This window comes from Xanthomonas maliensis (assembly GCF_009192945.1).
Classification (GTDB): domain Bacteria; phylum Pseudomonadota; class Gammaproteobacteria; order Xanthomonadales; family Xanthomonadaceae; genus Xanthomonas; species Xanthomonas maliensis.
In genome coordinates, this window is record NZ_NSET01000053.1 from 22336 (window position 1) to 45025 (window position 22690).

At 66.2% G+C, this 22690-nt stretch carries 11 protein-coding genes and 1 pseudogene; 7 read left to right on the forward strand and 5 right to left on the reverse strand.

From position 1 onward, the window contains the following. Positions 1-20 precede the first annotated feature (20 nt). From CKY51_RS16375 to aptA, 4 genes are all read right to left on the reverse strand, one after another. Positions 21-4118, reverse strand: coding sequence for a CHASE domain-containing hybrid sensor histidine kinase/response regulator (locus CKY51_RS16375; protein WP_152249508.1), 4098 nt, complete (start codon positions 4116-4118; stop codon positions 21-23). A gap of 133 nt (positions 4119-4251) precedes the next feature. Continuing rightward, entirely contained in the window at positions 4252-5553 is a 1302-nt protein-coding gene (locus CKY51_RS16380) for a DUF445 domain-containing protein (protein WP_022974723.1), read from the reverse strand. Positions 5554-5952: 399 nt separating this feature from the next. Continuing rightward, positions 5953-6804 carry a hypothetical protein gene (locus tag CKY51_RS16390; protein WP_022974722.1) on the reverse strand — a complete coding sequence of 284 codons (852 nt, stop codon included), beginning with the start codon at positions 6802-6804 and terminating at the stop codon, positions 5953-5955. A gap of 107 nt (positions 6805-6911) precedes the next feature. Further along, positions 6912-8264, reverse strand: coding sequence for an omega-aminotransferase AptA (gene aptA, locus CKY51_RS16395; RefSeq protein ID WP_022974721.1), 1353 nt, complete (start codon positions 8262-8264; stop codon positions 6912-6914). A gap of 345 nt (positions 8265-8609) precedes the next feature. Here aptA and CKY51_RS16400 point away from each other — a divergent pair, with 345 nt between their 5' ends. From CKY51_RS16400 to CKY51_RS16430, 7 genes and pseudogenes are all read left to right on the forward strand, one after another. Then, positions 8610-10289 (forward strand): OFA family MFS transporter, encoded by a 1680-nt coding sequence (locus CKY51_RS16400; protein WP_152249509.1) that lies wholly within the window; start codon positions 8610-8612, stop codon positions 10287-10289. Positions 10290-10295: 6 nt separating this feature from the next. After that, a complete protein-coding gene (gene fdhD, locus CKY51_RS16405; RefSeq protein ID WP_031341065.1) occupies positions 10296-11141 on the forward strand; it encodes a formate dehydrogenase accessory sulfurtransferase FdhD in 846 nt (281 codons plus the stop codon). Continuing rightward, positions 11138-13486 carry an FdhF/YdeP family oxidoreductase gene (locus CKY51_RS16410; protein ID WP_022974718.1) on the forward strand — a complete coding sequence of 783 codons (2349 nt, stop codon included), beginning with the start codon at positions 11138-11140 and terminating at the stop codon, positions 13484-13486. Before fdhD ends, CKY51_RS16410 begins: the two co-directional genes overlap by 4 nt. Beyond that, a complete protein-coding gene (locus tag CKY51_RS16415) occupies positions 13476-13742 on the forward strand; it encodes a hypothetical protein (protein WP_022974717.1) in 267 nt (88 codons plus the stop codon). Before CKY51_RS16410 ends, CKY51_RS16415 begins: the two co-directional genes overlap by 11 nt. A 316-nt stretch (positions 13743-14058) precedes the next feature. Then, a pseudogene (locus CKY51_RS16420) lies at positions 14059-18907 on the forward strand (PAS domain S-box protein). Beyond that, positions 18904-19839 carry a diguanylate cyclase domain-containing protein gene (locus CKY51_RS16425; RefSeq protein ID WP_152249511.1) on the forward strand — a complete coding sequence of 312 codons (936 nt, stop codon included), beginning with the start codon at positions 18904-18906 and terminating at the stop codon, positions 19837-19839. The pseudogene CKY51_RS16420 and the gene CKY51_RS16425 overlap by 4 nt, the downstream one beginning before the upstream one ends. 95 nt (positions 19840-19934) lie before the next feature. Then, entirely contained in the window at positions 19935-21203 is a 1269-nt protein-coding gene (locus CKY51_RS16430) for an MFS transporter (protein WP_031341059.1), read from the forward strand. 121 nt (positions 21204-21324) lie between these two features. On the opposite strand, the gene CKY51_RS16435 is transcribed toward CKY51_RS16430, so the two are convergent. Beyond that, positions 21325-22623, reverse strand: coding sequence for a diguanylate cyclase (locus tag CKY51_RS16435; protein ID WP_152249512.1), 1299 nt, complete (start codon positions 22621-22623; stop codon positions 21325-21327). Between the last annotated feature and the right edge of the window lie 67 nt (positions 22624-22690).

Here is a 22690-nt window from a genome sequence, read left to right on the forward strand (position 1 = left end):
GCGAAGGCCGGTAGAGCGGATCAGCTGCGATGGCGCGATTGCCAATCGCGCAGCAGCGTCTCGGCGTGGCGGAAATCGAAATCCTCGATCGCGCGCTGCAATTGCTCATGCAGCGCCGCGGGCAGGCGGGGTTCGCAGATCAGCAGGGCGTGGTCGATCTTGTCGGCATCGTCGCTTTCCAGCGCCGCTTGCAGGATCTCCAGCGTGTCCGCATCCAGTGCCGTCGCGTCGTCGGCCTGCGTCTCCGCAGGCGGGCGATGCTGCAGGAAGGCATGGATGGCCGCGTCGGTCCGCTGCAGGGTCTCTTTCAGCGCTTCCAGTGCGGGCGCCAGGTCCGTCCCCTGGTCGATGCAGGCTTCCAGTTCGCCGGCCGCCCCCGCCAACGCGGGCAAGGCGAGGGAACCGGCCGCGCCGCGCAACTTGTGCGCCATCGCGCCGATCGCGGCCAGCTCGCTGCGCTGCAGGTGCGCGTTGGTGGTCGCGGTGAGATCCGCATGGTCGCGCAATAGTTTGAGCAGATAGCGCTCATAGGGTGCGCGTTCGCGCCACAGGCTGCGCGCGCGCGCCGCATCGAGCAGATCCGGATCGGCATGCTGCCACTCCGGACCGGCATCGGCATCGATCTCGTCGGAGGGCAGCGACAGCTGCCGCTTGCCGGGCGCCAGGAAGTGCCGGATCGCGGTCACCAGCTCCTCGACATTGAACGGCTTGGCGATAAAGCCATTCATGCCGGCCTCGAGCGCTTTCTCCTGCTGCGGGCGGAAGGCGCCAGCCGTCAGGGCGATCACCGGCAGCGCGGCGAGGGCAGGAATCTGCCGCAGTCGGCGAGTGGCCTCGTAGCCGTCCACCACCGGCATCTGCACGTCCATCAGCACCAGTTGGAACAGATCTGGCGTGCGCTTCAGGATGTCGACCGCTTGTTCGCCGTCGTGGGCGATGGCCACCGTCGCGCCTTCGCCTTCGAGAATGCGCTGGGCGACCTCGCAGTTGATTTCGCTGTCGTCCACCAGCAGCAACTGTGCGCCTTCCAGTCGTCGTGCCGTGGGTGCCGGCAGCGCGGCGCGCGTGGCCGAGCGTTCGTCGACCAAGTGCTCGACCAGCCGCTGCAAGGCCGCGGTGGTGACCGGCTTGGTCATCACCGCGTCCAGGTCCTGCTGCAGCGAGTGCTGCTCCAGCAGGCGCCGCTCGTAGGCGGTGACCATCACGATGACCGGATGTGGGCCGGGTGTGGCGCGTGCGCGAATCTGGCGTGCGATCGCCACGCCATCGATGTCGGGCATGCGCCAGTCGAGCAAGAAGATGTCGTAGGGTTCGCTGGCCTGTTCGATGGCTGTCAACGCGGCCTGTCCGCTGCTCACCGCGTCCACCTGCCAGCCCAGTTCGCTGGCGATGCGCACCAGCGCATTGAGTGCGGCTTCGTGGTCGTCGGCGATCAGCACCTTCGGCATCGACTCCGGCGGCAGTGCCGGCGTCTCGCTCTGGGTGCGGGGTGGGTCGCAGCGTTCGAGGGTGATGACGAAATAGAACTCGCTGCCGCGGCCGGGCACGCTCTCCACTTCGAGTTCGCCGCCCATCAGCTCGACCAGGCGCCGGCTGATGGTCAATCCCAGGCCGCTGCCGCCGTAGCGTCGGCTGGTCGAGGTGTCGGCCTGCAGGAACGGCGAGAAGATCAGGCTCTGTTTTTCCTTGGAAATGCCGATGCCGCTGTCGCGCACCGAGAACAGCAGCTTGAAGCGGTTGGGGTCGCCGCTGGGGAAGCGCCGCACCGACAGCACCACTTCGCCCTGTTCGGTGAACTTGATCGCGTTGCCGACCAGATTGACCAGGACCTGGTTGATCCGCAGCGCGTCGCCGAGCAGCCAGCGGCAGTCGCGCGGCAGCGGCTCGACGATCATTTCCACCGGTTTGGCGCTCAGCGAGGAACGCATCAGGTCGGCGATGCTGTCGAACAGCTGGTTGAGGTCGAACGGCGCACGTTCCAGGTCGATGCGGCCGGCCTCGATCTTGGAGAAGTCCAGGATGTCGTTGATGATCTCCAGCAGCGAGCGTGCCGAGCGATCGATCTTGGCCACCATGTCCTTGGCAGCGCCAGGCAATTCGCTGCGCTGGAGCAGATAGAGCATGCCAAGGATGGCATTCATCGGTGTGCGGATCTCGTGGCTCATGTTGGCCAGGAAATCCGACTTGGATTGATTGGCGCTCTTGGCGGCATCCATCGCCAGGCGCAATTGCTTCTCGTGCAGTTTCTGCTCGGTCAGATCCACCGCCACGCCCAGGTAGCCGATCACCTGATCGTTGTCGTCGCGCAGCGTGCTCAGCGTCAACAGCACCGGCAAGCGTCGACCATCGTGGCCGACGTAGGTCCATTCGGTGATATCGCTGCGACCGAGGCTGGTGAGCGCAGCCACTGCCTCCAGTGACGCAGCGACCGGGGTGCCGGTCTGCTCGGACAGGCGCAGCGCACGTTCCTGCAGTTCCTCCGGTTCCAGGAATTGGCTGGCCTTGCGGCGGCCGATCACGTCCTCGGCCCGATAGCCGAGCAGCTTTTCGGCCGCCGGATTGAACAAAGTGATGAAGCCATTCGAATCGGTGGCGATGATGGCGTAGCCGGCATGGGCGAGGATGGCCCGCTGCAGCACCGAGAACTTCACCAGTTCCTCGGTGCGTTCGGCGACCTGATGCTCCAGCGACGCATTGAGCTCGACGATGCGCTGGTGCGAGCGCACCCGCTCGGAGATATCGCGGAAGAAGTGCGAATGACCGGCCAGGGCGCCGTCGTCGGCGATGATCGGGGCCTGGCTGGCGAGGACGTAGACCTGGTGGCCATCGCGGTGACGCATGATCTGTGCGGCAGAACTGGCGGCCGGATGCGCGTCGATCGCATCGTCATCGCCGTCGGCCATCGCATAGGGCTGGGGAGCGAGCAGGGTCGCCAGGTTCTGGCCGATCGCTGCCTCGGCAGAATGCCCGAACATGCTCTCTGCCGCCGGGTTCCAGTGGGTGATGCGCCCGTCGGTGGTCTCGGCGACGATGGCTTCGCTGGAGTGACTCACCAGCGCCGCCAGTTCCATCTGTTTGCGCAGGACTTCCGCGCGCCGCAAGCCATTGCTGAAGTACAGCACCAGCAGCGCCGCCAGCAGCACCGCGCCACCCAGGATGATGCCACCCACCAGCCAGGGCGAGGTCTGATTGAGCGAGGCGACGAAGGCGGCGGTGGGATAGGCGGTGATGACCCAGGTGCGGCCGTAGATCGGCATCTCATGCACGACCGGCGGCCGACGTTGGCTATCGCGCGAGGGTTCGCCACTGCTGTAGAACGTGTGGCCAGGCTCTTCGCGGTCGGCCAGGCGGATGGCCAGGTCGTCGCGCTCGCCCAGCGTGCTTTCCAGCATCTGATCCATGCTCAAGGGCGCGTACGCCCAGCCGGTGGTGGCGTCCAGGCGCTGCTGCGGCGTCTGTAACGGCATGCCTTCGCGGTAGACCGGCAGCAGCACCAGGACGCCGCTCTCGCTGGGGATCTTGTAGCCGGACAGCGCGACTGGCGAGGTCATGGTCGCCATGCCGGTGCGGGCGGCCTGCAAGGCGGCCAGGCGACGACGCGGCTCGGACGCGATGTCGAGCCCAAGCGGGCGATTGCCGGAGGACTCCGGCTCGAAATACAGCACGATGAAGCGCTCGCCATCCCAGGGCGCCAACGCGCGGCGGTGAATATCCGGGGCGCCGTCTGCGCGAGCGGCCTGCAGGAAGGCCGCTTCGTCGGCCACCGGGACCCGGTGGATGTACCCATAGCCGAGCACGCCGGGAAATTCGCGCTGGTAGTCGCGCGAGCGACTGTACAGGGTGAAACGCTCCCGACTGATGACCTGGCTACCGGCGCCGATCAGTGCGCCGCGGGTTCCGCGCAGACCATGCTCGAAGGTGTACATGCGCTCGCTGATGCTGCGGGCGACATTGCGCACCACCCGCGCGAAGCGTTGCTCGCGCTCTTCCAGATTGTGTTGCTGCAGCGTCAAAACGGCGACCGCTGCCGCGATGCTGCCGATGACCAGCACCAGGAGCGCGCCGACCAATGCGCGGCGTCCATATGTCTTGCGCAGATCCCATCGGCCGTTCGGCATGCCTGTTCCTTTGCCCTTGCCCGTTGCGTGACCATCGTGGTGGTACCGCGATCGGCTGCGTCCAGCGTCCGCCGAGCAGTCGAGCTCGTCACAGGAGCGGCAGGTCAGCCGAACTGCCGCCTCGCCGACATTACTACGCCAACCAGATCGACAGCGCGTGTAGGAGCACGCCAATCAAACCGCCAACCAGCGTGCCGTTGAAGCGAATGTATTGCAGATCGCGACCAACGCCCAGCTCCAGCTGTTCGACCAGGTGACGCTCATCCCAACTTTTCACCGTCGAGGCGATGTGCTCGGTGACCGATGCGCGCAAACGGGCGGTCAATTTGTCGGCGGCTTGCAACATGTGCTGGTTGAGTGCCTCGCGCAGTGAGGGATCTTGCGACAATGCATGGCCGAGCGATTGCAGCGAACGCTCGAGATGGGCGGCCAGCGAGGACTGCTCACGCTCCAGATCGGTGCGCAACGCATCGCGGATTTCGCTCCACAAGCCTTGTACGTATTCCTGCAGGGCGGGGTGGTCGATGGCGCGTTGCTTGAGCTGCTCCACCCGCTCGGCCATGTCGGGCGCATCGCGCAGGCGGACGATGTAGCCCTGCAACCAGGCCTCGTAGTCGAGTCGCAGCGGGTGCTCGGGGGTGGTCAGGATGTCCTGCAGTTCGTCGATCGCCGCGCGTGCCATGCGGTCGGCCAGGCTGTCGCCGATCTCCTCGATCGGCTTGACCCAATTGACCGTACCGACCAGCTTGGGCCACTCGCGCCGGGCATAGCGCACGATCAGGGCCGAGGCGCGTGCCTTGACCTTTTCTTCGCCCAGCCAATGGCCTAGCCGCAGCAGGACCTCATCCAGCAGCTTCTGGTGGCGGCCATCGGTGGTCAGCAAGGCCATCACCTCGCCGACGGTGGCGGCAGCATTCCATTTGCGCAGGCGATCCACCACGAAGCGCTGGATGGCCCGGCGCACTGCCTCCTCGTCGAGCAGGTTCAAGGCCTGCAGCAGCCAGCCGCGTGCCATCTGCGACAGCATGCGTGCCTGTTCCGGTTTGGCCAGCCACTCGCCCAGGCGGCTGGCCGGATCGAAGACGCGCAGCTTTTCCATCAAGGCGTCCGGTGCCAGGAACTGGTCGCGTACGAACACGGCCAGGCCATCGGCCAGCCGCGCCTTCCCGCGCGGCAGGATGGCGGTATGCGGGATCGGCAGGCCCATCGGGTGGCGGAACAGCGCCACCACCGCGAACCAGTCGGCCAGCGCACCGACGGTGGCGGCCTCACAGAAGGCCGATACCCAGGCCCAGACGCCTTGCTCGCCCATCAGGTGGCTAATCACGAAGCCGGCCAGCATGGCCAGCAGCAGCGCCAGCGCCAGGGCCTTCATGCGCCGCAGCTGGGCGCGTCGCGGATCGATGGGACGGGTCTTGCCGAGGCGTGGTTCCATGCAAGCGAGTGTACCCAGTCGGCCCATCGGCGGCTGTCGAGCCGCCTGCACGTAGGGGCGCTGGCGTCATGGCAGCGCACCGCACAGCGTGGCGAACCTGGGCAGGTTGGCGCGCACGCCGAGGGCCGGCGTGCGGCGGACCCCGCCGCTACCGCGTTATGTACGTTGAGGTGAGTGCGAAGCGTCCTGGGGCGCGTCCAGACAAGGCGTGTGGCCGCCCGGGCAAGGCGCGCAACGCGGCGGTCTCGGTGCCACAGGACGCGTCCGGCAGGGTTGCCCGCCAGCGGCACGGAGTGCGCGCCGCGCCGCTGGCCTTGCCGCCACCAAGCCGGTGCCACCCGGCATCTGCTCCGCACCGCTGACGGCCAGCGCATCTCATTTCAATGCGCGTAACACGCTCTAGCTGCGCAGGCGCTCCAACTGCGCCTGCAAGGTTGCCAGCTTGGCCTGCAGGGCGGCATTCTCGCTTTCCAGTTCGGCCACGCGGCGCTGCAGCGCCTTGACATCGCGGCGCTCGGCATCGGCGCCCTCGGCCTCGTCCGCCTTCGGTTTGCGCTTGGCGTCGCGCACCCGCTTGGCGGCCTGCTTCAACTCGGCCTTGCCGGCCTGCGCCGCTGCGCGTTGTTCTTCTTCCGACAGCGTGGCCACCGCGGCTGCAGCGCTGATGGAGATCTCGCCAGCCTTGACCGCCTGCACCACTTCCGGTGCGGCCTGTTTGTGGATGCGCTCGATCATGACCACCTGGTTGCTGCTCAGGCGCGCCTCGCGCGCCAGCTCCGCGCGGCTCACCGGGCTGGGGGTGTCGTCCCACGGCGGGCTGTCCTGGTCATCGTGGGGAGCGGCGGTGATCGCCGGGTCGGGCGCGGCGTCGGTGTCCTTGGCATCGATCGGCGCCGCATCGGGCTCGACCGGGCGTTGGCTGCGCTGGCGCGCGGCCAGAATCTCGCGCTTGCGCAGTGCCAGCACGCCACGCTGGAAGTCCGATACGCTGCGCCTGCCCAGGTGTTGCTCGATCATCCACAGGTGCACGTCGTCCATCGACTGGAAGCGCGGGTTCTGCACGGTCTGGAACGGCAGCCCGTGTTTCTGGCAGATGCCATAGCGATTGTGGCCATCCACCAGCACCTCACCCCACAGCACCAGTGCGTCGCGACAGCCTTCGGCCAGCAGGCTGCGCTCCAGCGCCTCGTGCTCGTCGGGCGTCAGCGGATCGATATAGGCCTTGAGTTCTTCTTTGACAACGATGTTCATGCGGCCACGGCAGGGCAGAGCGGGGCCGGCATTGTAGTGAGCCGGCGCCCGCTTTGCGCCCTTGACCGCAGCCGCGCCGGCCGCTACGCGCGGGCGCGCCGGCCGGCTCAGGCGATCTGCCGCAGCACCCGTGCCAGCGCGGCGACCATCTCCCCGATCTGCTCGGCGCTGACGATCAACGGCGGCGACAGCGCGATGACATCGCCGGTGACTCGCACCAGCAGGCCTTGCTCATGGAAGCAGCGGCTGAGCACCTCGTAGCCGCGGGCGCCTGGTGCCCCATCGCGCGGAGCCAGCTCGATGGCGCCGACCAGGCCGATGTTGCGGATGTCGATGACATGCGGTGCGGCGTGCAGGCCATGCAGTGCCGCCTCCCAGGTCTGCTCCAGCGCGAGCGCACGGGAAAACAGCGCCTCGTCGGCATAGACCTCCAGGCTGGCCAGCGCGGCGGCGCAGGCCAGCGGATGGCCGGAGTAGGTGTAACCGTGGAAGAGTTCGATCGCCGCCTCCGGGCCCTGCATGAAGGCAGCGTGGATCGCCTCGGACACCAGGACCGCGCCCATCGGCACGCTGCCGCTGGTCAGACCCTTGGCGGCGGTGATCAGGTCCGGCGTCACCTCGAAGCGCTGCGCGGCAAACGCCGCGCCGAGGCGACCGAAGCCGGTGATCACTTCGTCGAATACCAGCAGGATGCCGTGGCGGTCGCAGATCGCGCGCAGCCGCTGCAGATAGCCCTGCGGCGGCAGTATCACCCCGGCCGAGCCGGACACCGGCTCGACGAACACCGCCGCGATGGTGGAGGCGTCGTGCAGGGCGATCAGCCGTTCCAGGTCGTCGGCCAGCTCGGCGCCATGTGCGGGCAGGCCGCGGCTGAAGGCGTTGCGCGACAGGTCCAGGGTATGCGGCAGGTGGTCGCTGCCGGGCAGCAGCGGTCCGAACCATTTGCGGTTGTTGGGCAGCCCGCCGATCGACATGCCGCCGAAGCCAACGCCGTGATAGGCCTTCTCGCGGCCGATGAAGCGGGTCCGCTGGCCATCGCCGCGCAGGCGGTGGTACGCCAGCACGATCTTCATCGCGCTATCGACCGCTTCCGATCCGGAGTTGGTGAAGAACACATGCGCAAGGCCCGGCGGCGCCAGCTCCGCCAAGCGCTGCGCCAGCACGAACGGCAGTGGGGAACCCATCTGGAAGGTCGGGGCGAAATCCAGCGTACCCGCCTGCGCACGGATGGCGGCGACGATACGCGGGTGGCTATGACCGGCGTTGCAGCACCACAGCCCGGCGGTGCCGTCGAGGATCTGCCGGCCGTCGACGTCGCGGTAATACATGCCGGCGGCCGACGCCAGCAGGCGCGGGCGCGCCTTGTACTGACGGTTGGCAGTGAACGGCATCCAGAACGCGGCGAGGTCGGCTGGCGTGCGCAGGGCCAGGTCGGCGTCGTCGATCAGGGGGGAATCCATCGGTTGGCCTCCGTCGCGGGTCGGCCCACTGTAAGGCAGCGGCCACGCCTCCCGTCGGGCGTGCGCGCGATCACATCTGCTGCGGGTGTCGTCTCTAACACCTTTGGACTAGTCAATTAGTCGCGGTGCTGGCCGCTAACCAAAGTTGGATGTCCGTTTGGCGCGGTCGACGGGCAGTACCGGTGCAGTCTTGGCAGTGCGACGCATTGCAAAGATCCTGCGATCGTCGATGATGCGGCAGGCGACCCGTCGCTTGGGTCTGGCGCCTGTCGCTGTTCGATCGCAACGCTCCAATCGATCGCAGTCATCAATCGCAATTTCGACGCAGTTACGAGGGGAAGGGGAATGACGCAAGGGTCCACCGCAGCGACAGTCAGCGGCGCCGACGCCGGTCTACTGTCCAAGGAGCGCATCGTTGCGCGTCCGGGATTCAATCGATGGTTGGTACCGCCGGCGGCATTGGCGATCCACTTATGTATCGGCATGGCCTATGGCTTCAGTGTGTTCTGGCTGCCGTTGTCCAAGGCCTTGGGCATTACCGAGGCGATCGCCTGCCCAGCTGAGATGGGGCTGTTCGCGCGCATGGTGGCGGCCACCTGCGATTGGAAGATCAGCGAACTGCAATGGATGTACACGCTGTTCTTCGTGTTGCTGGGTTGCTCGGCGGCGATCTGGGGCGGCTGGCTGGAACGTGCCGGCCCGCGCAAGGCCGGCGTGGTGTCGGCGCTGTGCTGGTGCGGCGGCCTGGTGATCTCGGCGGCCGGTATCCATTTCCACCAGATCTGGATGCTGTGGCTGGGCTCGGGCGTGATCGGCGGCATCGGCCTGGGACTGGGCTACATCTCGCCGGTCTCGACCCTCATCAAGTGGTTCCCCGACCGGCGCGGCATGGCCACCGGCATGGCCATCATGGGCTTCGGCGGCGGCGCGATGATCGGCAGCCCGTTGGCCGATGCACTGATGCGCCATTTCGCCAGCCCGACCTCGGTGGGCGTGATGGAAACCTTCCTGGTGATGGCGGCGCTGTATTTCGTCTTCATGATGGCCGGTGCGTTTGGCTATCGCGTCCCGCCGAGCGGTTGGACGCCCGCCGGCTGGACGGCACCGGTCGCCAGCACCAACGCGATGATCACCGCCAATCACGTGCACGTGAAAAAGGTCTGGGGCATTCCGCAGTTCTGGCTGCTGTGGGGCGTGCTGTGCCTGAACGTCTCCGCCGGTATCGGTGTGATCGGCATGGCCTCGCCGATGTTGCAGGAGGTGTTCGGCGGCCGCCTGATCGGCGTGGACATCGGCTTTGCCAATCTCGATCCGACCCAGCTGGCCAGCATCGCGGCGATCGCCGCCGGCTTCACCGGCCTGCTGAGCCTGTTCAACATCGGCGGCCGTTTCTTCTGGGCCAGCATGTCCGACAAGCTGGGCCGCAAGAACACCTACACGCTGTTCTTCCTGCTCGGCATCTGCCTGTACGCGGCCGCTCCGTCGGCCGGCAGCGTCGGTGGCATCGCGCTGTTCGTTGGCATCTTCTGCATCATCCTGTCGATGTACGGCGGCGGCTTCGCCACCATTCCGGCCTATCTGGCCGATCTGTTCGGCACCCAGATGGTGGGCGCGATCCACGGCCGTCTGCTGACCGCCTGGGCGACCGCCGGCATCCTGGGTCCGGTGGTGGTGGGCTATATGCGCGAATACCAGCTGGCGCACGGCAGCCCGCCGTCACAGGTCTACAACACCACGATGTACATCCTGGCCGGCATGCTGCTGCTTGGTCTGATCTGCAATCTGCTTGTTCGCCCGGTGGCGCCGAAGCATTTCATGTCGCCGGAAGAACTGGCGCGCGAGAAGCAACTGGCGCACGAGAAGGTGGACCGCAGCGGCCAGGCGGTGTTGCCGCCGGAGCAATTGGCACGTATCGGCCATGGCGGCAATCCGGCCCTGGTCGCGCTCGCCTGGTTGGCCGTTGGCGTGCCGATGCTGTGGGGCATCTGGGTGACCTTGCTCAAAGCCTTCGTGTTGTTCCATTGAGGTGAGATGACCACTCCGTCCTCCCGTGCCGTGCGCCCCGGTAGTGTGGTGCGCACGGTCCGCCGCCATCGCGGCGGTCGCAGCACCACGGTGCAGGACCTGGTTGCGGCCGAAATGCCGGTCGCATTCAGTTACAACGGCGCGCCGTTCGCGGTGATGATGGCCACGCCGGAAGACCTCGAAGACTTTGCCGTCGGCTTTTCGCTCAGCGAAGGCATCGTTACGCACGCCGACGAGGTGCAGGTACTGGCGGTGGACACCTTCCTGGAAGGCGCGGCGCTGCAGTTGCAGATCCCGCCCGACCGTGCGGACATGCTGGCGCTGCGGCGCCGCAGCCTGGATGGCCGCAGCGGCTGCGGTGTGTGCGGCACCGAATCCATCGAAGCGGTGCTGCGAACGCCGCCGGTGCTGCAATCGGCACTGTGCATCGACAGTGCTGCGCTGGCCCAGGCCATGCAGGCCTTGCAGCGCCAGCAACCGATCGGCGCGCAGACCGGCGCGGCGCACGCGGCCGGTTGGGCCGATGCCAGTGGCCGGTTGCAACTGGTGCGCGAGGACGTCGGCCGCCACAACGCGCTGGATAAGCTGATCGGCGCACTGTCCAGGGCCGGCGTCGATGCGGCGAGCGGCTTTGCGGTGGTGACCAGCCGCGCCAGTTACGAAATGGCCATGAAGGCCGCGCAGGCCCGGATTCCGCTGTTGGCGGCGATCTCGGCGCCGACCGCGTTGGCCATCAGCCTGGCCGAGAGTGCGGGCCTGACCCTGATCGGGTTCGCCCGCGATCACGATTGTGTCGTTTACAGCCATCCGCACCGCCTGCAATTAGGCGTCGGCGTGGGAGAACCCGCATGAGCAAGAAGACCATCAAGCAGTACGACAATCCCGCCGGTGGCTGGGGCGCCTTGCGCTCGGTCGCCAAGCACCTGATGGAGCAGGACATCGCGGTGCAGGGGGCCAAGACCTTGCTGCATGCCAACCAGCCCGATGGCTTCGACTGTCCGGGGTGCGCCTGGCCGGACCGCGACCACACCTCCACCTTCGAGTTCTGCGAGAACGGTGCCAAGGCGGTGGCGGCCGAGTCGACCGCACGTCGTGCCGGGCGCGAACTGTTCGCCAGTCACAGCGTCAGCCTGCTGTCGCAGTACAGCGACTACTGGCTGGAAGGGCAGGGCCGGTTGACCGAGCCGATGCGCTACGACGCGGCCAGCGATCACTATGTGCCGATTGGCTGGGATGAGGCGTTCGCGCAGATCGCCAGCCATCTCACTGGTCTGGCGAGCCCGGACGAGGCGATCTTCTACACTTCCGGGCGCACCAGCAACGAGGCGGCGTTCCTGTATCAGCTGTTCGTGCGCGAGTTCGGCACCAACAATTTTCCCGACTGTTCCAACATGTGCCACGAACCGTCCGGCACCGCGCTGCGCTCGCAGATCGGCGTCGGCAAGGGCACGGTGTCGCTGCAGGATTTCGAGCTCGCCGATGCGATCTTCATTTTCGGCCAGAACCCGGGCACCAATCATCCGCGCATGCTGGGCGAGTTGCGCCAGGCGTCCAAGCGCGGGGCGGCGATCGCCGCGTTCAACCCCTTGCGCGAGCGCGGGCTGGAAAAATTCGCCGACCCGCAGGACAAGCTGGAGATGCTGCACAACGGCTCCACGCGCATCGCCTCGGATTATTTCCAGCTGAAGATCGGCGGCGACCTGGCCGCGATCAAGGGCATCATCAAGCACGTGCTCGAGCGCGATGCGCAGGCTCAGCGCGATGGCGCGCCGCGGCTGCTGGACCTGGACTTCATCGCCGAGCACACCGCCAATTTCGAGGCCTTCGCCGCCGACGTCGAGGCCGAGAGCTGGGCCACCATCGTCGAGGAATCCGGGCTGGAAGAATCGGCGCTACGCAAGGCCGGCGAGATCTATCTCAAGGCCGAGCGCGTGATCGCCTGTTGGGGCATGGGCATCACCCAGCACAAGCATTCGGTGTCGACCATCCACATGATCACCAACCTGCTGCTGCTGCGCGGCCACCTCGGCCGCCCGGGCGCGGGCGTGTGCCCGGTGCGCGGGCATAGCAACGTGCAGGGCGACCGCACGATGATGATCTACGAGAAGCCGCCGGCGGCGTTCCTGGACAAGCTGCAGTCGGTGTTCGGCTTCGCTCCGCCGCGCGCGGACGGCTTCGATACCGTCGGCGCCATCGAGGCGATGCTGGATGGCCGCGGCAAGGTGTTCTTCGCGATGGGTGGCAACTTCGCCGCTGCCACGCCGGATACCGAGGCCACGCACCGCGCGCTGCGCAACTGCGAACTCACCGTGCATGTCACCACCAAGCTCAATCGCAGCCACCTGGTGCATGGGCGCGACGCGCTGATCCTGCCGTGCCTGGGCCGCACCGAAATCGATATCCAGGACGCCGGGCCGCAGGGCGTGACGGTGGAAGATTCGATGAGCATGGTGCACCTGTCGGCTGGCATCAATCCGCCGGCTTCACCGGATCTGCTGTCCGAACCGGCGATCGTCGCGCGCATGGCCGAAGCCACGCTGGGCGCACGCAGCGCCATCCGCTGGCGCTGGCTGGTGGGCGACTACGATCGCATTCGTGATCTGATTGCGCAGGTATTCCCCGACTTCGCCGACTTCAACCAGCGTGTGCGCGTGCCGGGCGGGTTCCGTCTGTCCAACACCGCGCGCGACCGCACCTGGGTCACGCCCGAGCAACGCGCGGTATTCAAGCCGCATGCGGTGCCCACCGATAACCCCATCCATCGCGCACGCCGCAACCGCGCCGAGCAAATGGTGTTCACGCTGGCGACCACGCGCTCGCACGACCAGTACAACACCACCATCTACGGCCTGGACGACCGCTACCGCGGCGTGTTCGGCGAGCGCCGCGTGTTGTTCATCAATGGCGCCGATATCGCCGCGTTGAACATGAAGGCTGGCGACTGGGTGGATCTGGAAAGCCTGTGCGAGGACGGCGTGCGCCGCGAGGCACGGCGCTTCCTGCTGGTGGACTACAACATCCCGCGCGGTTGCCTGGCGGCGTACTACCCGGAAACCAATGCGCTGGTGCCGCTGTCCAGCTTCGCCGACGAAGCGCGTACGCCGACCTCCAAGTCGATTCCGGTGGTGGTGCTGCCGCATCGTGCCGAAGCCGCCGATGCGGCGCCGCGCGATATCGGGGCGGTACTTGTCCGCTGACCCGGCGCTGACGGCGCAACTGCTGCACGCGCTGGCGGACGCGCCCGATGGGGTGTCGCTGGCGCGGCTATGCAAGCTGTTGAACGTGCGCATGAGTGTCTTGCTGCGCACCCTGGCCTGGCTGGGCGATGCCAGCCTGGATGGCCAGCCAGGCCCGGACTGGATTCGCATCCAGACGCAGGGCGAGCGGCAATTGGCGGTACTTACCGCGGCCGGGCGGGCCGCATTCACGCGGGCGCCGCTGCACGCGCAATAAGCAAGTGTTTCGACGACCCGATATCCCAACTATTGTCGCGGTCGCTTTTACGCCGAGCCTCCCACGTTGAGGTCAAATGTCGGCGAACGGGCACGCCGAAAGTCGTCCGTCTGTGTGACTGTCGCCGCATTTTTGGGGCGGCCGATCGACAAGTTACTTGGGGCCCGCCACTGGCCGCAGGGGATCAAGTTCGTGACTGCCGTGCCGATGATGCGGTAGTGAGCGTTCCGCGTGGTAGGCCATAGCGCCGACGGCGGTGCCGACTGCAGCTTCATGGTCGTCGCCCAAGGAGTCCGTCTGGGGGAAGAGGGCAACGATGTTGAAATTGCGTACCCATTCAGGGCCATTTCTTTTGGCGCTGGCCATCTTGTTGCTGGGCATGACGCTCACTGTGGCGGTAGCGCTGCAACTGCAGAAAGACAACGCACGGCATGTGCAGGTGCAGGTGAATGCGGCAGCTGCCGCCACCTTCGATCGGATCGAAGATGTGTTGTTTCGCTATCAGTATGGACTGCGTGGCATGCGCGGTATCGTATTGATCGCGGGCGACCGACTGAGCACCGAGCAGGTGCTGCGCTACAGCCAGAGCCGCGATCTCGTCCACGAATTCCACGGTGCGCGCGGCTTTGGCTTCATCCCGTCGTGTGGCGCAAGCCGACGAGGTCCGCTTCATCGCCGAGCAGCGCGATGCCGGGCGTAGGGAATTTGCCATCCGTGCATTGGCGCCGCACGACGGCGACCGCTTTGTCATCCAATACATCGAGCCTATCGCCGACAACGCTGCTGCGGTAGGGCTGGATATCGCCTCGGAGTCTTCGCGCCGCGAGGCAGCGAGGTTGGCTGCGCGAAGTGGACAGCCGCGGCTGACCGGGCCGATAACCTTGGTGCAGGCAGATGCACATCGTGCGCAAGCCTTCCTGATGCTGCTACCGGTGTACAGAAGCGGCGCCACTCCCGCCTCCGCGACGTTGCGTGAGCGCGACGTCGTAGGCTGGACGTACGCGCCGTTGTTGATGCCACAAGTCATGCAGGCGCTGGGCCTGGACCCGCAGCGGATCGAGTTGGCCTTGAGCGACGAACCGGTGGCGGGCGAGTCGGTGACCTTCTACCGCAACGCTCCGCACGACTTGCTGGCGGCGGCACCGCACGCAATGCTCCAGCGCGACATAATGGGGCGGCATTGGCGCATGCACATGGCAGCCGGGCCTGAGTTTGTCGCCGCCAACGCGCCCTGGTCGGTGCGCGGAGCGGTGCTCGGGGGAGCTCTCCTCAGTGTGCTCGCCAGTGCTCTGGCTTATGCGGTTGGCAACAACCGTCTGCGACGCCGGCAGATTGCCCGCGACCAGGCCAATCTGATCGCGGTCGTGCAGAGCTCGGCCGACGGCATCATCGGTAAGACCCTCGATGGGGTGGTGACCAGCTGGAACCGCGCCGCCGAGCAGTTGTTCGGGTATAGCGAGTCCGAGGCTATCGGACGCCGATTGGGTGAGCTGATCGTGCCGCCAGAATTGATGTCCGAGGAGGAATCGGTGCTGGCGCGCATCACGCGCGGCGAGGGAGTGCCTTACTTCGAGACGGTCCGCAGGCATGCCGACGGACGCAGGTTGGATGTGCTGGTCAGCGTTTCCCCGATTTATAACGCGGCGGGTGTGCCGATTGGGGCATCCAAGACTGTGCGTGACGTGTCCGAACAGAAGGCCGCACGCGCGCAGATCCTTGCGCTCAACGCGACCCTGGAAAGCCAGGTCGCGCTGCGTACTGCAGAATTGATCCGCAGTACCTCGATGCTGGAGGGGGTGCTCGGTGCGGCTTCGGAAGTGTCGATCATCGCCACCGACCGCGAGGGCATGATCACCCTGTTCAACACCGGCGCCGAGCGTCTGCTGGGTTATCGCCGCGAGGAGATCGTCGGGATAGCCAGTCCTGCGCTGTTCCATGTCGTCGACGAAGTGAATGCGCGCGGCATCGCACTCAGTCAGGAGTTGGGCGTAGCGGTGCAAGGCTTTCGCGTATTCGTCGAAAAAGTCGAGCGCGAGGGGGCAGAAACACGCGAATGGAGCTATGTCCGCCGCGATGGCGGTATACGCCAGGTCAGCCTGGCAGTCACCGCCATTCGCAACGAACAAGGCGATATCGTCGGCTACCTGGGCATCGCCCTGGACATCAGCGAGCGCAAGGCCGCGGAGCGTTCCCTGGCGCGCAGTATGGCCCTGACCCAGGCGATCCTGGACACCGCGGGCAACCCCATCATCACGTTCGACGTGCACGGCAAGGTGCGCTCGGTCAACCGTGCCGGCGAGCGCGTCTTCGGCTATGCCGCCGCCGAGGTGGTCGGTCAGGATGTGCGCAAGCTCATGCCCGAGGCTTACTCCGGCGATCATCGGGCCCTTCTGGCCGAGCCTTTACAGGCTGCTCAGACATGGTCCGAAGGCGTCGACGGCGGTCGCGAGATCGAAGCGCTACGCCAAGGCGGTGCGACATTCCCAGTGGAAATCAGCCTGGGTTCCATGTGGATGGACGGAGAGTGCCTGATGGTCGCGGTGATCGCCGACATCACCGAACGTCACCGGCAACGCCATGCGCTTACGCGCGCGCGCGATCAACTCGCGATGGCAGCCGATACCGCCCAGATCGGAATCTGGACCTGGACTCCGGGTAACGGTGCGCTGGAGTGGAACGAGCGCATGTTCGAGATATACGACTGGCCGATGCAGCAACGTCGGCAGGATCCTCACTACGAGGAGTGGCGCCAGAGAGTGCATCCGGACGATATCGGCTTCACCGAGGCGAGTCTGCAACGTGCTTTGGACGGGAGCGGGGTCTATGATCCGGTGTTCCGGATCCTGCGTAGCGATGGCGCGCTGAGGTATATCCAGGCCGGGGCCCACACCGAGCGTGACGCGCAAGGGCAGGTCACCCAGGTGATCGGCATCAACCGCGACATCACCGAACAATTGGAGTTCGAGCACGAACTGCGCAAGGCCAAGGCCCGTGCCGATGAAGCCAGTCAGGCCAAGTCCTCGTTCCTGGCGAACATGAGCCACGAGATCCGTACGCCCATGAACGCCGTGCTCGGGATGCTGCAGTTGCTCCAGCGCACCGCGCTGGATGCGCGCCAGGGGGATTACGTCGGCAAGGCGCAAAAGGCCGGCAAGTCGCTGCTGAGCCTGCTCAACGACATCCTCGATTATTCCAAGATCGAAGCCGGGAAACTGCAGCTGGACCTGCACCCGTTCCGCATCGAGGAACTGTTGCGCGATCTCTCGGTGGTGTTGTCGGGCAACCACCACAGGCCGGAGGTCGAGATCATCTATCAGCTCGATCGGGGCGTTCCCGAATGCTTGATCGGCGACACCCTACGCCTGCAACAAGTGCTGATCAACCTGGCCGGCAACGCGCTCAAGTTCACCGAACATGGACACGTGCTGCTGCGCGTGGAGCTGCTGCAGCGGCAGGCGCAGGCGGTGACGCTGCGCATCGCGGTGGAGGATACCGGCATCGGGATCAGCCCGGAGCAACAGCAGCGTATCTTCCATAGCTTCACCCAGGCCGAGGCGTCGATCAGTCGTCGTTTCGGTGGCAGCGGCCTGGGCCTGGTCATCAGCCGCCGCCTGATCGGCCTGATGGGCGGCGAACTTCAAGTGCATAGCGTACTAGGGGAGGGGAGCCGTTTCTGGTTCGATCTGACCATGCAACGGGATGTCAGCGGCAGCGCGGTCGAGTGTTGCGGTGGCGGCAGCGTCAGCGCGCGGCACGTGCTGGTGGTGGACGACAGCCCTCTGGTGCGTGAAGTCCTCGCCGAATCGCTTATGGCACGGGGATGGCGGGTGGCCGGCGCCGACTGCGGCGAAGAGGCGATCGCGCAGGTGGCGGCGGCGGACGAGCGCGGCGATCGCTACGATGCGGTGTTGATGGACTGGCGCCTGCCCGGGATGACCGGCATCGCTGCGGCTGCGGAGATCGCTGCCGCTCGCTATCGGCGGCCAGCGCTGCCGGTATTGATGCTGACCGCCTACCAAAGCGAGTTGCTGAGCGAAATGCAGCGCCGCGCCGATGCGCCGTTCGTCGACCACCTGGTCAAGCCGGTGACGCCTTGCCAGGTGATCGAAGCTGTAGAGCAGGTCCTGCGCGGCGGCGGTGCGCTTGCTTCCGTAGGTGTCCAGCGCCACGCTCGCCTGCCGGGACTGCGCGTGCTGGTGGTGGAGGACAACGCCTTGAATAGACAGGTGGCCGAAGAGCTGCTGGTCGCCGAAGGCGCATTGGTGCAACTCGCCGAAGACGGCCTGAAAGGGGTGCACTGCGTGCGCGACAGCGGGCAGACGTTCGACGTGGTGGTGATGGACATGCAGATGCCCCACGTGGACGGATTGGAGGCCACCAGGCGCATCCGGGCCGACGCGCGCTTCGCGCAGCTGCCAATCCTGGCAATGACCGCCAACGCGTCACAGGATGATGTCGCGGCCTGCCTGCAGGCGGGGATGAACGCCCATATCGGCAAGCCGATCGATCTGGAGCAGATGGTGGCGGCGCTGCTGCGTCTCAGCGGTCGTGATGGCATGACGGCTACGCTTTCGTCCCTTTCGACGGACGGCGTGCCGCTCAACGCCATCCTGGCGCGCTTCGGCAATAATCATGGATTATTCGTGCGTATGCTGGACGCGTTCGCCGTCGACCACCATGCGCTGTTGGAGCGTGTGCACACGGCCTGTAAGCATGATGATGGTGTTGCCTGCGCAGATGCGGCGCATGCTCTGAAGGGTAGCGCCGCGACGCTTGGCGCAGTTGCGCTCGCCGAGGCTGCAGCGGCATTGGAGCAGGCGTCGCTCGCCGGTCAATTGCCCGCCGCTGACGCTGCGCTTGCCGAGCTGCAGGCGGTGGCCGAACGGGATCTGCAAGCGCTGCAAAGCGCGGCTGCACCGTTGCGCGTGAGCGCTCCCGACACAAGTGTGGCCTCCGCCGAGCTCCTGTGGCGCTGGCTGCAGCCGATGCAGCCGTTATTGCTGAGCTCTGACCTGGCGGTGCTGGATCTGCTGGCGCAGACGCCGCCTGCCATCTCAGGACCCCAGGCGGAACGGTACCAAGCGTTCCGCGAACAGGTCCAAAGCCTGCGCTTCGACGCTGCTTTGGTCACTCTCGAAGATCTGCTAGGACCACCTTGCTCATGAGCGATTTCACCGCGTATCGCCGCCTGGCCCCCGCGGGCCGGCGTCCACGCGTACTGATCGTCGACGATCAGCCGATGAATATCCGCGTCCTGCACGAGTTGTTGCGCGACGCCTGCGACGTCAGCATGGCCATGGATGGTGGACGTGCGTTGGCGCTGTGCCAGCAGCAGCCGCCTGACCTCCTGTTGCTCGATGTGATGATGCCGGAAATGGATGGCCTGCAAGTGTGTCGCCTGCTCAAGGCCGATCCGGCGACGGCGGACATCCCGGTGGTGTTCGTTACCGGCCAGGACGCCCCGGAGGATGAAGTGGCGGCGTTGGAAGCCGGGGGCGTGGACTTCATCAGCAAGCCGGTGCAGCCCGTCGTGGTGCGCGCACGGGTACAAACCCATCTGGTGATGAAGCTGCAGAGCGACTTGTTGCGCGAGACGGCACTGCTGGACGGGCTGACCGGTGTGGCTAATCGGCGTCGTTTCGACGATGCCTTGCACAGTACTTGGCACGCGTGTCTACGCAAAGGTCAGGCGTGTGGTGTACTGATGATCGACGTGGATTACTTCAAGCGCTACAACGATCATTACGGGCATTTGGCGGGCGATGCCTGCCTGCGGATGGTGGCTCAGGCCCTCGCCGCCTCGCTGCTGCGTCCGCACGATCTGCTGGCACGCTACGGCGGCGAAGAGTTCGTGGCGTTGTTGCCGGATAGCGATGCGGACGGTGTGCATGAGGTGGCGCAGCGGATGCTTCAGCGCATCGCGCAACTGCACCATCCGCACGCGGCTTCGCTGGTAGGGCCGCTGCTGAGCGTCAGCATCGGGGGCGCAGTGTTGATGCCTGGGCGCGGCAGCAGTGCCGCGCAGCTGCTGGCATTGGCTGACGAGCAGCTGTATTCGGCCAAGCAGGCCGGCCGTGCGCAGGCGAAGGTCGCCTGACCTCGCTGTCGGCGAGATCGTTGCCGGCGCAATCAACCTGTCTGTTCCGGGCGTGGGTCTGCCACAATCATCGGCCCGGCGGCCGGCTGTCTCGCATGTCACTTCCACTGTCCCCCAATTCGCCCAGACGCGTGCTGGTCGCCAGCCTGATCGGCACCACCATCGAATTCTTCGATTTCTATATCTACGCCACCGCCGCGGTGGTGGTGTTTCCGCTGTTGTTCTTTCCCGAAGGAAACGACCAGGCACGAATGCTCAAGTCGTTCGCCACCTTCGCCGTGGCCTTCGTCGCCCGTCCGATCGGCTCGGCAGTGTTCGGCCACTTCGGCGACCGGGTGGGGCGCAAGGCCACCCTGGTGGCGGCCTTGCTGACGATGGGCGTGTCGACCGTGGCCATCGGCCTGCTGCCGACGTACAACAGCATCGGCGTACTGGCGCCGGCCTTGCTGGCCTTGTGCCGGTTCGGCCAGGGCCTGGGCCTGGGCGGGGAATGGGGCGGTGCGGTGCTGCTGGCCACCGAGAACGCACCGCCGGCCAAGCGCGTGTGGTATGGCATGTTTCCGCAGCTGGGAGCGCCGTTGGGATTCCTGCTGTCCACCGCGATCTTCCTGGCGTTGGGGCATTGGCTGCACGAGGGCCAGTTTCTGCGCTGGGGCTGGCGCGTGCCGTTCGTGGCCAGCGCCTTGCTGGTCGGGGTGGGGTTGTGGGTCCGGCTGAATATCACCGAGACGCGGGAGTTCCAGCAGACGCTGGATCGGCAGACGCGGGTCGGCCTGCCGCTGGGCACGGTGCTGGCTCGCCACTGGCCGGCGGTGATCCTGGGCACGCTGGGCGCATTCGCCACCTTCGTACTGTTCTATCTGATGACGGTGTTCGCGCTGGGCTATGGCACTACCACCCTGGGGTATGGGCGCGACCCGTTCCTGGTGCTGCAGATGGTCGGCATCCTGTTCTTCGCCGCAGGCATTCCGCTGTCGGCGCACTTCGGCGATCGTCATGGCGCGGCGTTGGCGATGCTGCTGGCCAGCGTGGCCATCCTGGCGTTCGGCTTTAGCTTCGCGCCCTTGTTTCAGGCGGGCCATACGCTGCAGGTGCTGGGCTTCCTGTCGCTGGGCTTTTTCTTCATGGGCCTGACCTACGGCCCATGCGGCAGTCTGTTGGCCGAGCTGTACCCCACCGAGGTGCGTTATACCGGCGCGTCGCTCTCGTTCAATCTCGCCGGCATCCTGGGGGCGGCACCGGCGCCGTACGTGGCGACCGAGCTGGCCACGCGCTACGGCATCCAGGCGGTGGGCTACTACCTGGGTACGACGGCGTTGCTGAGTCTGCTGGCCTTGCTGGTGGTGCGGCACTGGCGCCGCTGAGTGGGGCTGCCGACACATTGCCGCACGCTCTGGCGCAGCACTGCCATCGAGTAGGGTGAGTCCTGCGATGCACGCATGCCAGGCGACCGACGCAGGCGCGGCGGCGAGCTGGAGCGAACCATCAGCTGGCCAGGCGAACCTGGTTGCGGCCGCCGGCCTTGGCCAGATAGAGATACTTGTCTGCCTCGGCGAGCAGGTGGTGCAGCGAGTGATCCTGCGCAGTGGCCATGCAGACGCCGATACTGACGGTCATGGTCAACGTTTCCTCGCCGATGCGTACGCGCAGCGCACCGATGCGTTCGCGCAGGGTCTCGAAGTAGTCGGTGGCATTGGCCGCATCCAGCCCGGGCACGAGCAGGCAGAATTCTTCGCCGCCGAAGCGGGCCACCAGGTCCTGCGGGCGGGCGTGGCCGGAGACCGACGCGGCGACTGCGCGTAGCGCCTGGTCGCCGGCTTCGTGGCCCCAGGTATCGTTGATGTGCTTGAAGTGGTCGATGTCCAGCATCGCCGCAGTGACCGTCTGCTCTTCCGACAGCAAGGCGGGAATGACCCGCTGACTCTGTTCCAGGAAGTAGCGGCGATTCGGCAGGCCGGTGAGGAAGTCGCGGGTCGCCAGGTCCTGCAGGGTACCGATCAGTTCCAGCTGGTCGACATTCTGCGAGATACGGCAGAAGAACTCCTCACGCGAAAACGGTTTGCGCAGGAAGTCGTTGGCGCCGTTCTTCAGGAAACGCGGGATCAGCGAGGAATCGTTGTTGCCGGAGATGCCGATCGCCGCGACCTTGTCGCGCGAGCGGATCGCACGCAGGCGGCGTGTGAACTCCACCCCGTCCATGCCAGGCATTTCCTGGTCGACGATGGTCAGGCGGATGTCGGGGTCGCGTTCGATCGCCTCCAGCCCGGCGGCGCCGTCTGCGGCGAGTACCACGCGGTAGCCGTACATCGACAGCAGCGCACCGGCATAGGTGCGCGCCGACAGCGAGTCGTCGACCACCAGCGCCGCGATGCGGCGGTTGCGTTCCAGGCGCTGGACCAGCCAGGCCAGGTAATCGATGCTGCCTGGCGCATTCTTGACCACGTAGTCGATGATCTGCTGCTGCAGCACGCGCTGGCGCAGATCCTCGTCGTAGACGCCGCTGACCACCACCGTCGGCAGATTGCGCGACAGGAAGAACTCCACCACCTTGTCGCGGTCGCCATCGACCAGCACCAGGCCGGTCAAGACCAGAAACCAGCCGCTTTCCTCATCGAGTACGCGTGCGGCTTCGGCCAGGGTCGAAACGACGGTCACCGGCAGTTCCACCCGCTGCTCGATGGCTTCGCGCAGCATGCTGGTGAACGTGCGCGAGTTCTCCACCAGCAGTACGCGCTGCGGCAGGATTTCGCTTTCACTGGTGCGGGATAAGGTACCTGGAGACATCGGCTGGCCGTCTGGATCGAACCGTCAGGTCAACTAACGGCTCTGGCCGGTAGAACTTGAGCGCCGG

Coding starts and splice junctions, on each gene's coding strand:
- CKY51_RS16375 (WP_152249508.1), bottom strand. CDS start 4,118: ATGCCGAACGGCCGATGGGATCTGCGCAAGACATATGGACGCCGCGCA.
- CKY51_RS16380 (WP_022974723.1), bottom strand. CDS start 5,553: ATGGAACCACGCCTCGGCAAGACCCGTCCCATCGATCCGCGACGCGCC.
- CKY51_RS16390 (WP_022974722.1), bottom strand. CDS start 6,804: ATGAACATCGTTGTCAAAGAAGAACTCAAGGCCTATATCGATCCGCTG.
- aptA (WP_022974721.1), bottom strand. CDS start 8,264: ATGGATTCCCCCCTGATCGACGACGCCGACCTGGCCCTGCGCACGCCA.
- CKY51_RS16400 (WP_152249509.1), top strand. CDS start 8,610: ATGACGCAAGGGTCCACCGCAGCGACAGTCAGCGGCGCCGACGCCGGT.
- fdhD (WP_031341065.1), top strand. CDS start 10,296: ATGACCACTCCGTCCTCCCGTGCCGTGCGCCCCGGTAGTGTGGTGCGC.
- CKY51_RS16410 (WP_022974718.1), top strand. CDS start 11,138: ATGAGCAAGAAGACCATCAAGCAGTACGACAATCCCGCCGGTGGCTGG.
- CKY51_RS16425 (WP_152249511.1), top strand. CDS start 18,904: ATGAGCGATTTCACCGCGTATCGCCGCCTGGCCCCCGCGGGCCGGCGT.
- CKY51_RS16430 (WP_031341059.1), top strand. CDS start 19,935: ATGTCACTTCCACTGTCCCCCAATTCGCCCAGACGCGTGCTGGTCGCC.
- CKY51_RS16435 (WP_152249512.1), bottom strand. CDS start 22,623: ATGTCTCCAGGTACCTTATCCCGCACCAGTGAAAGCGAAATCCTGCCG.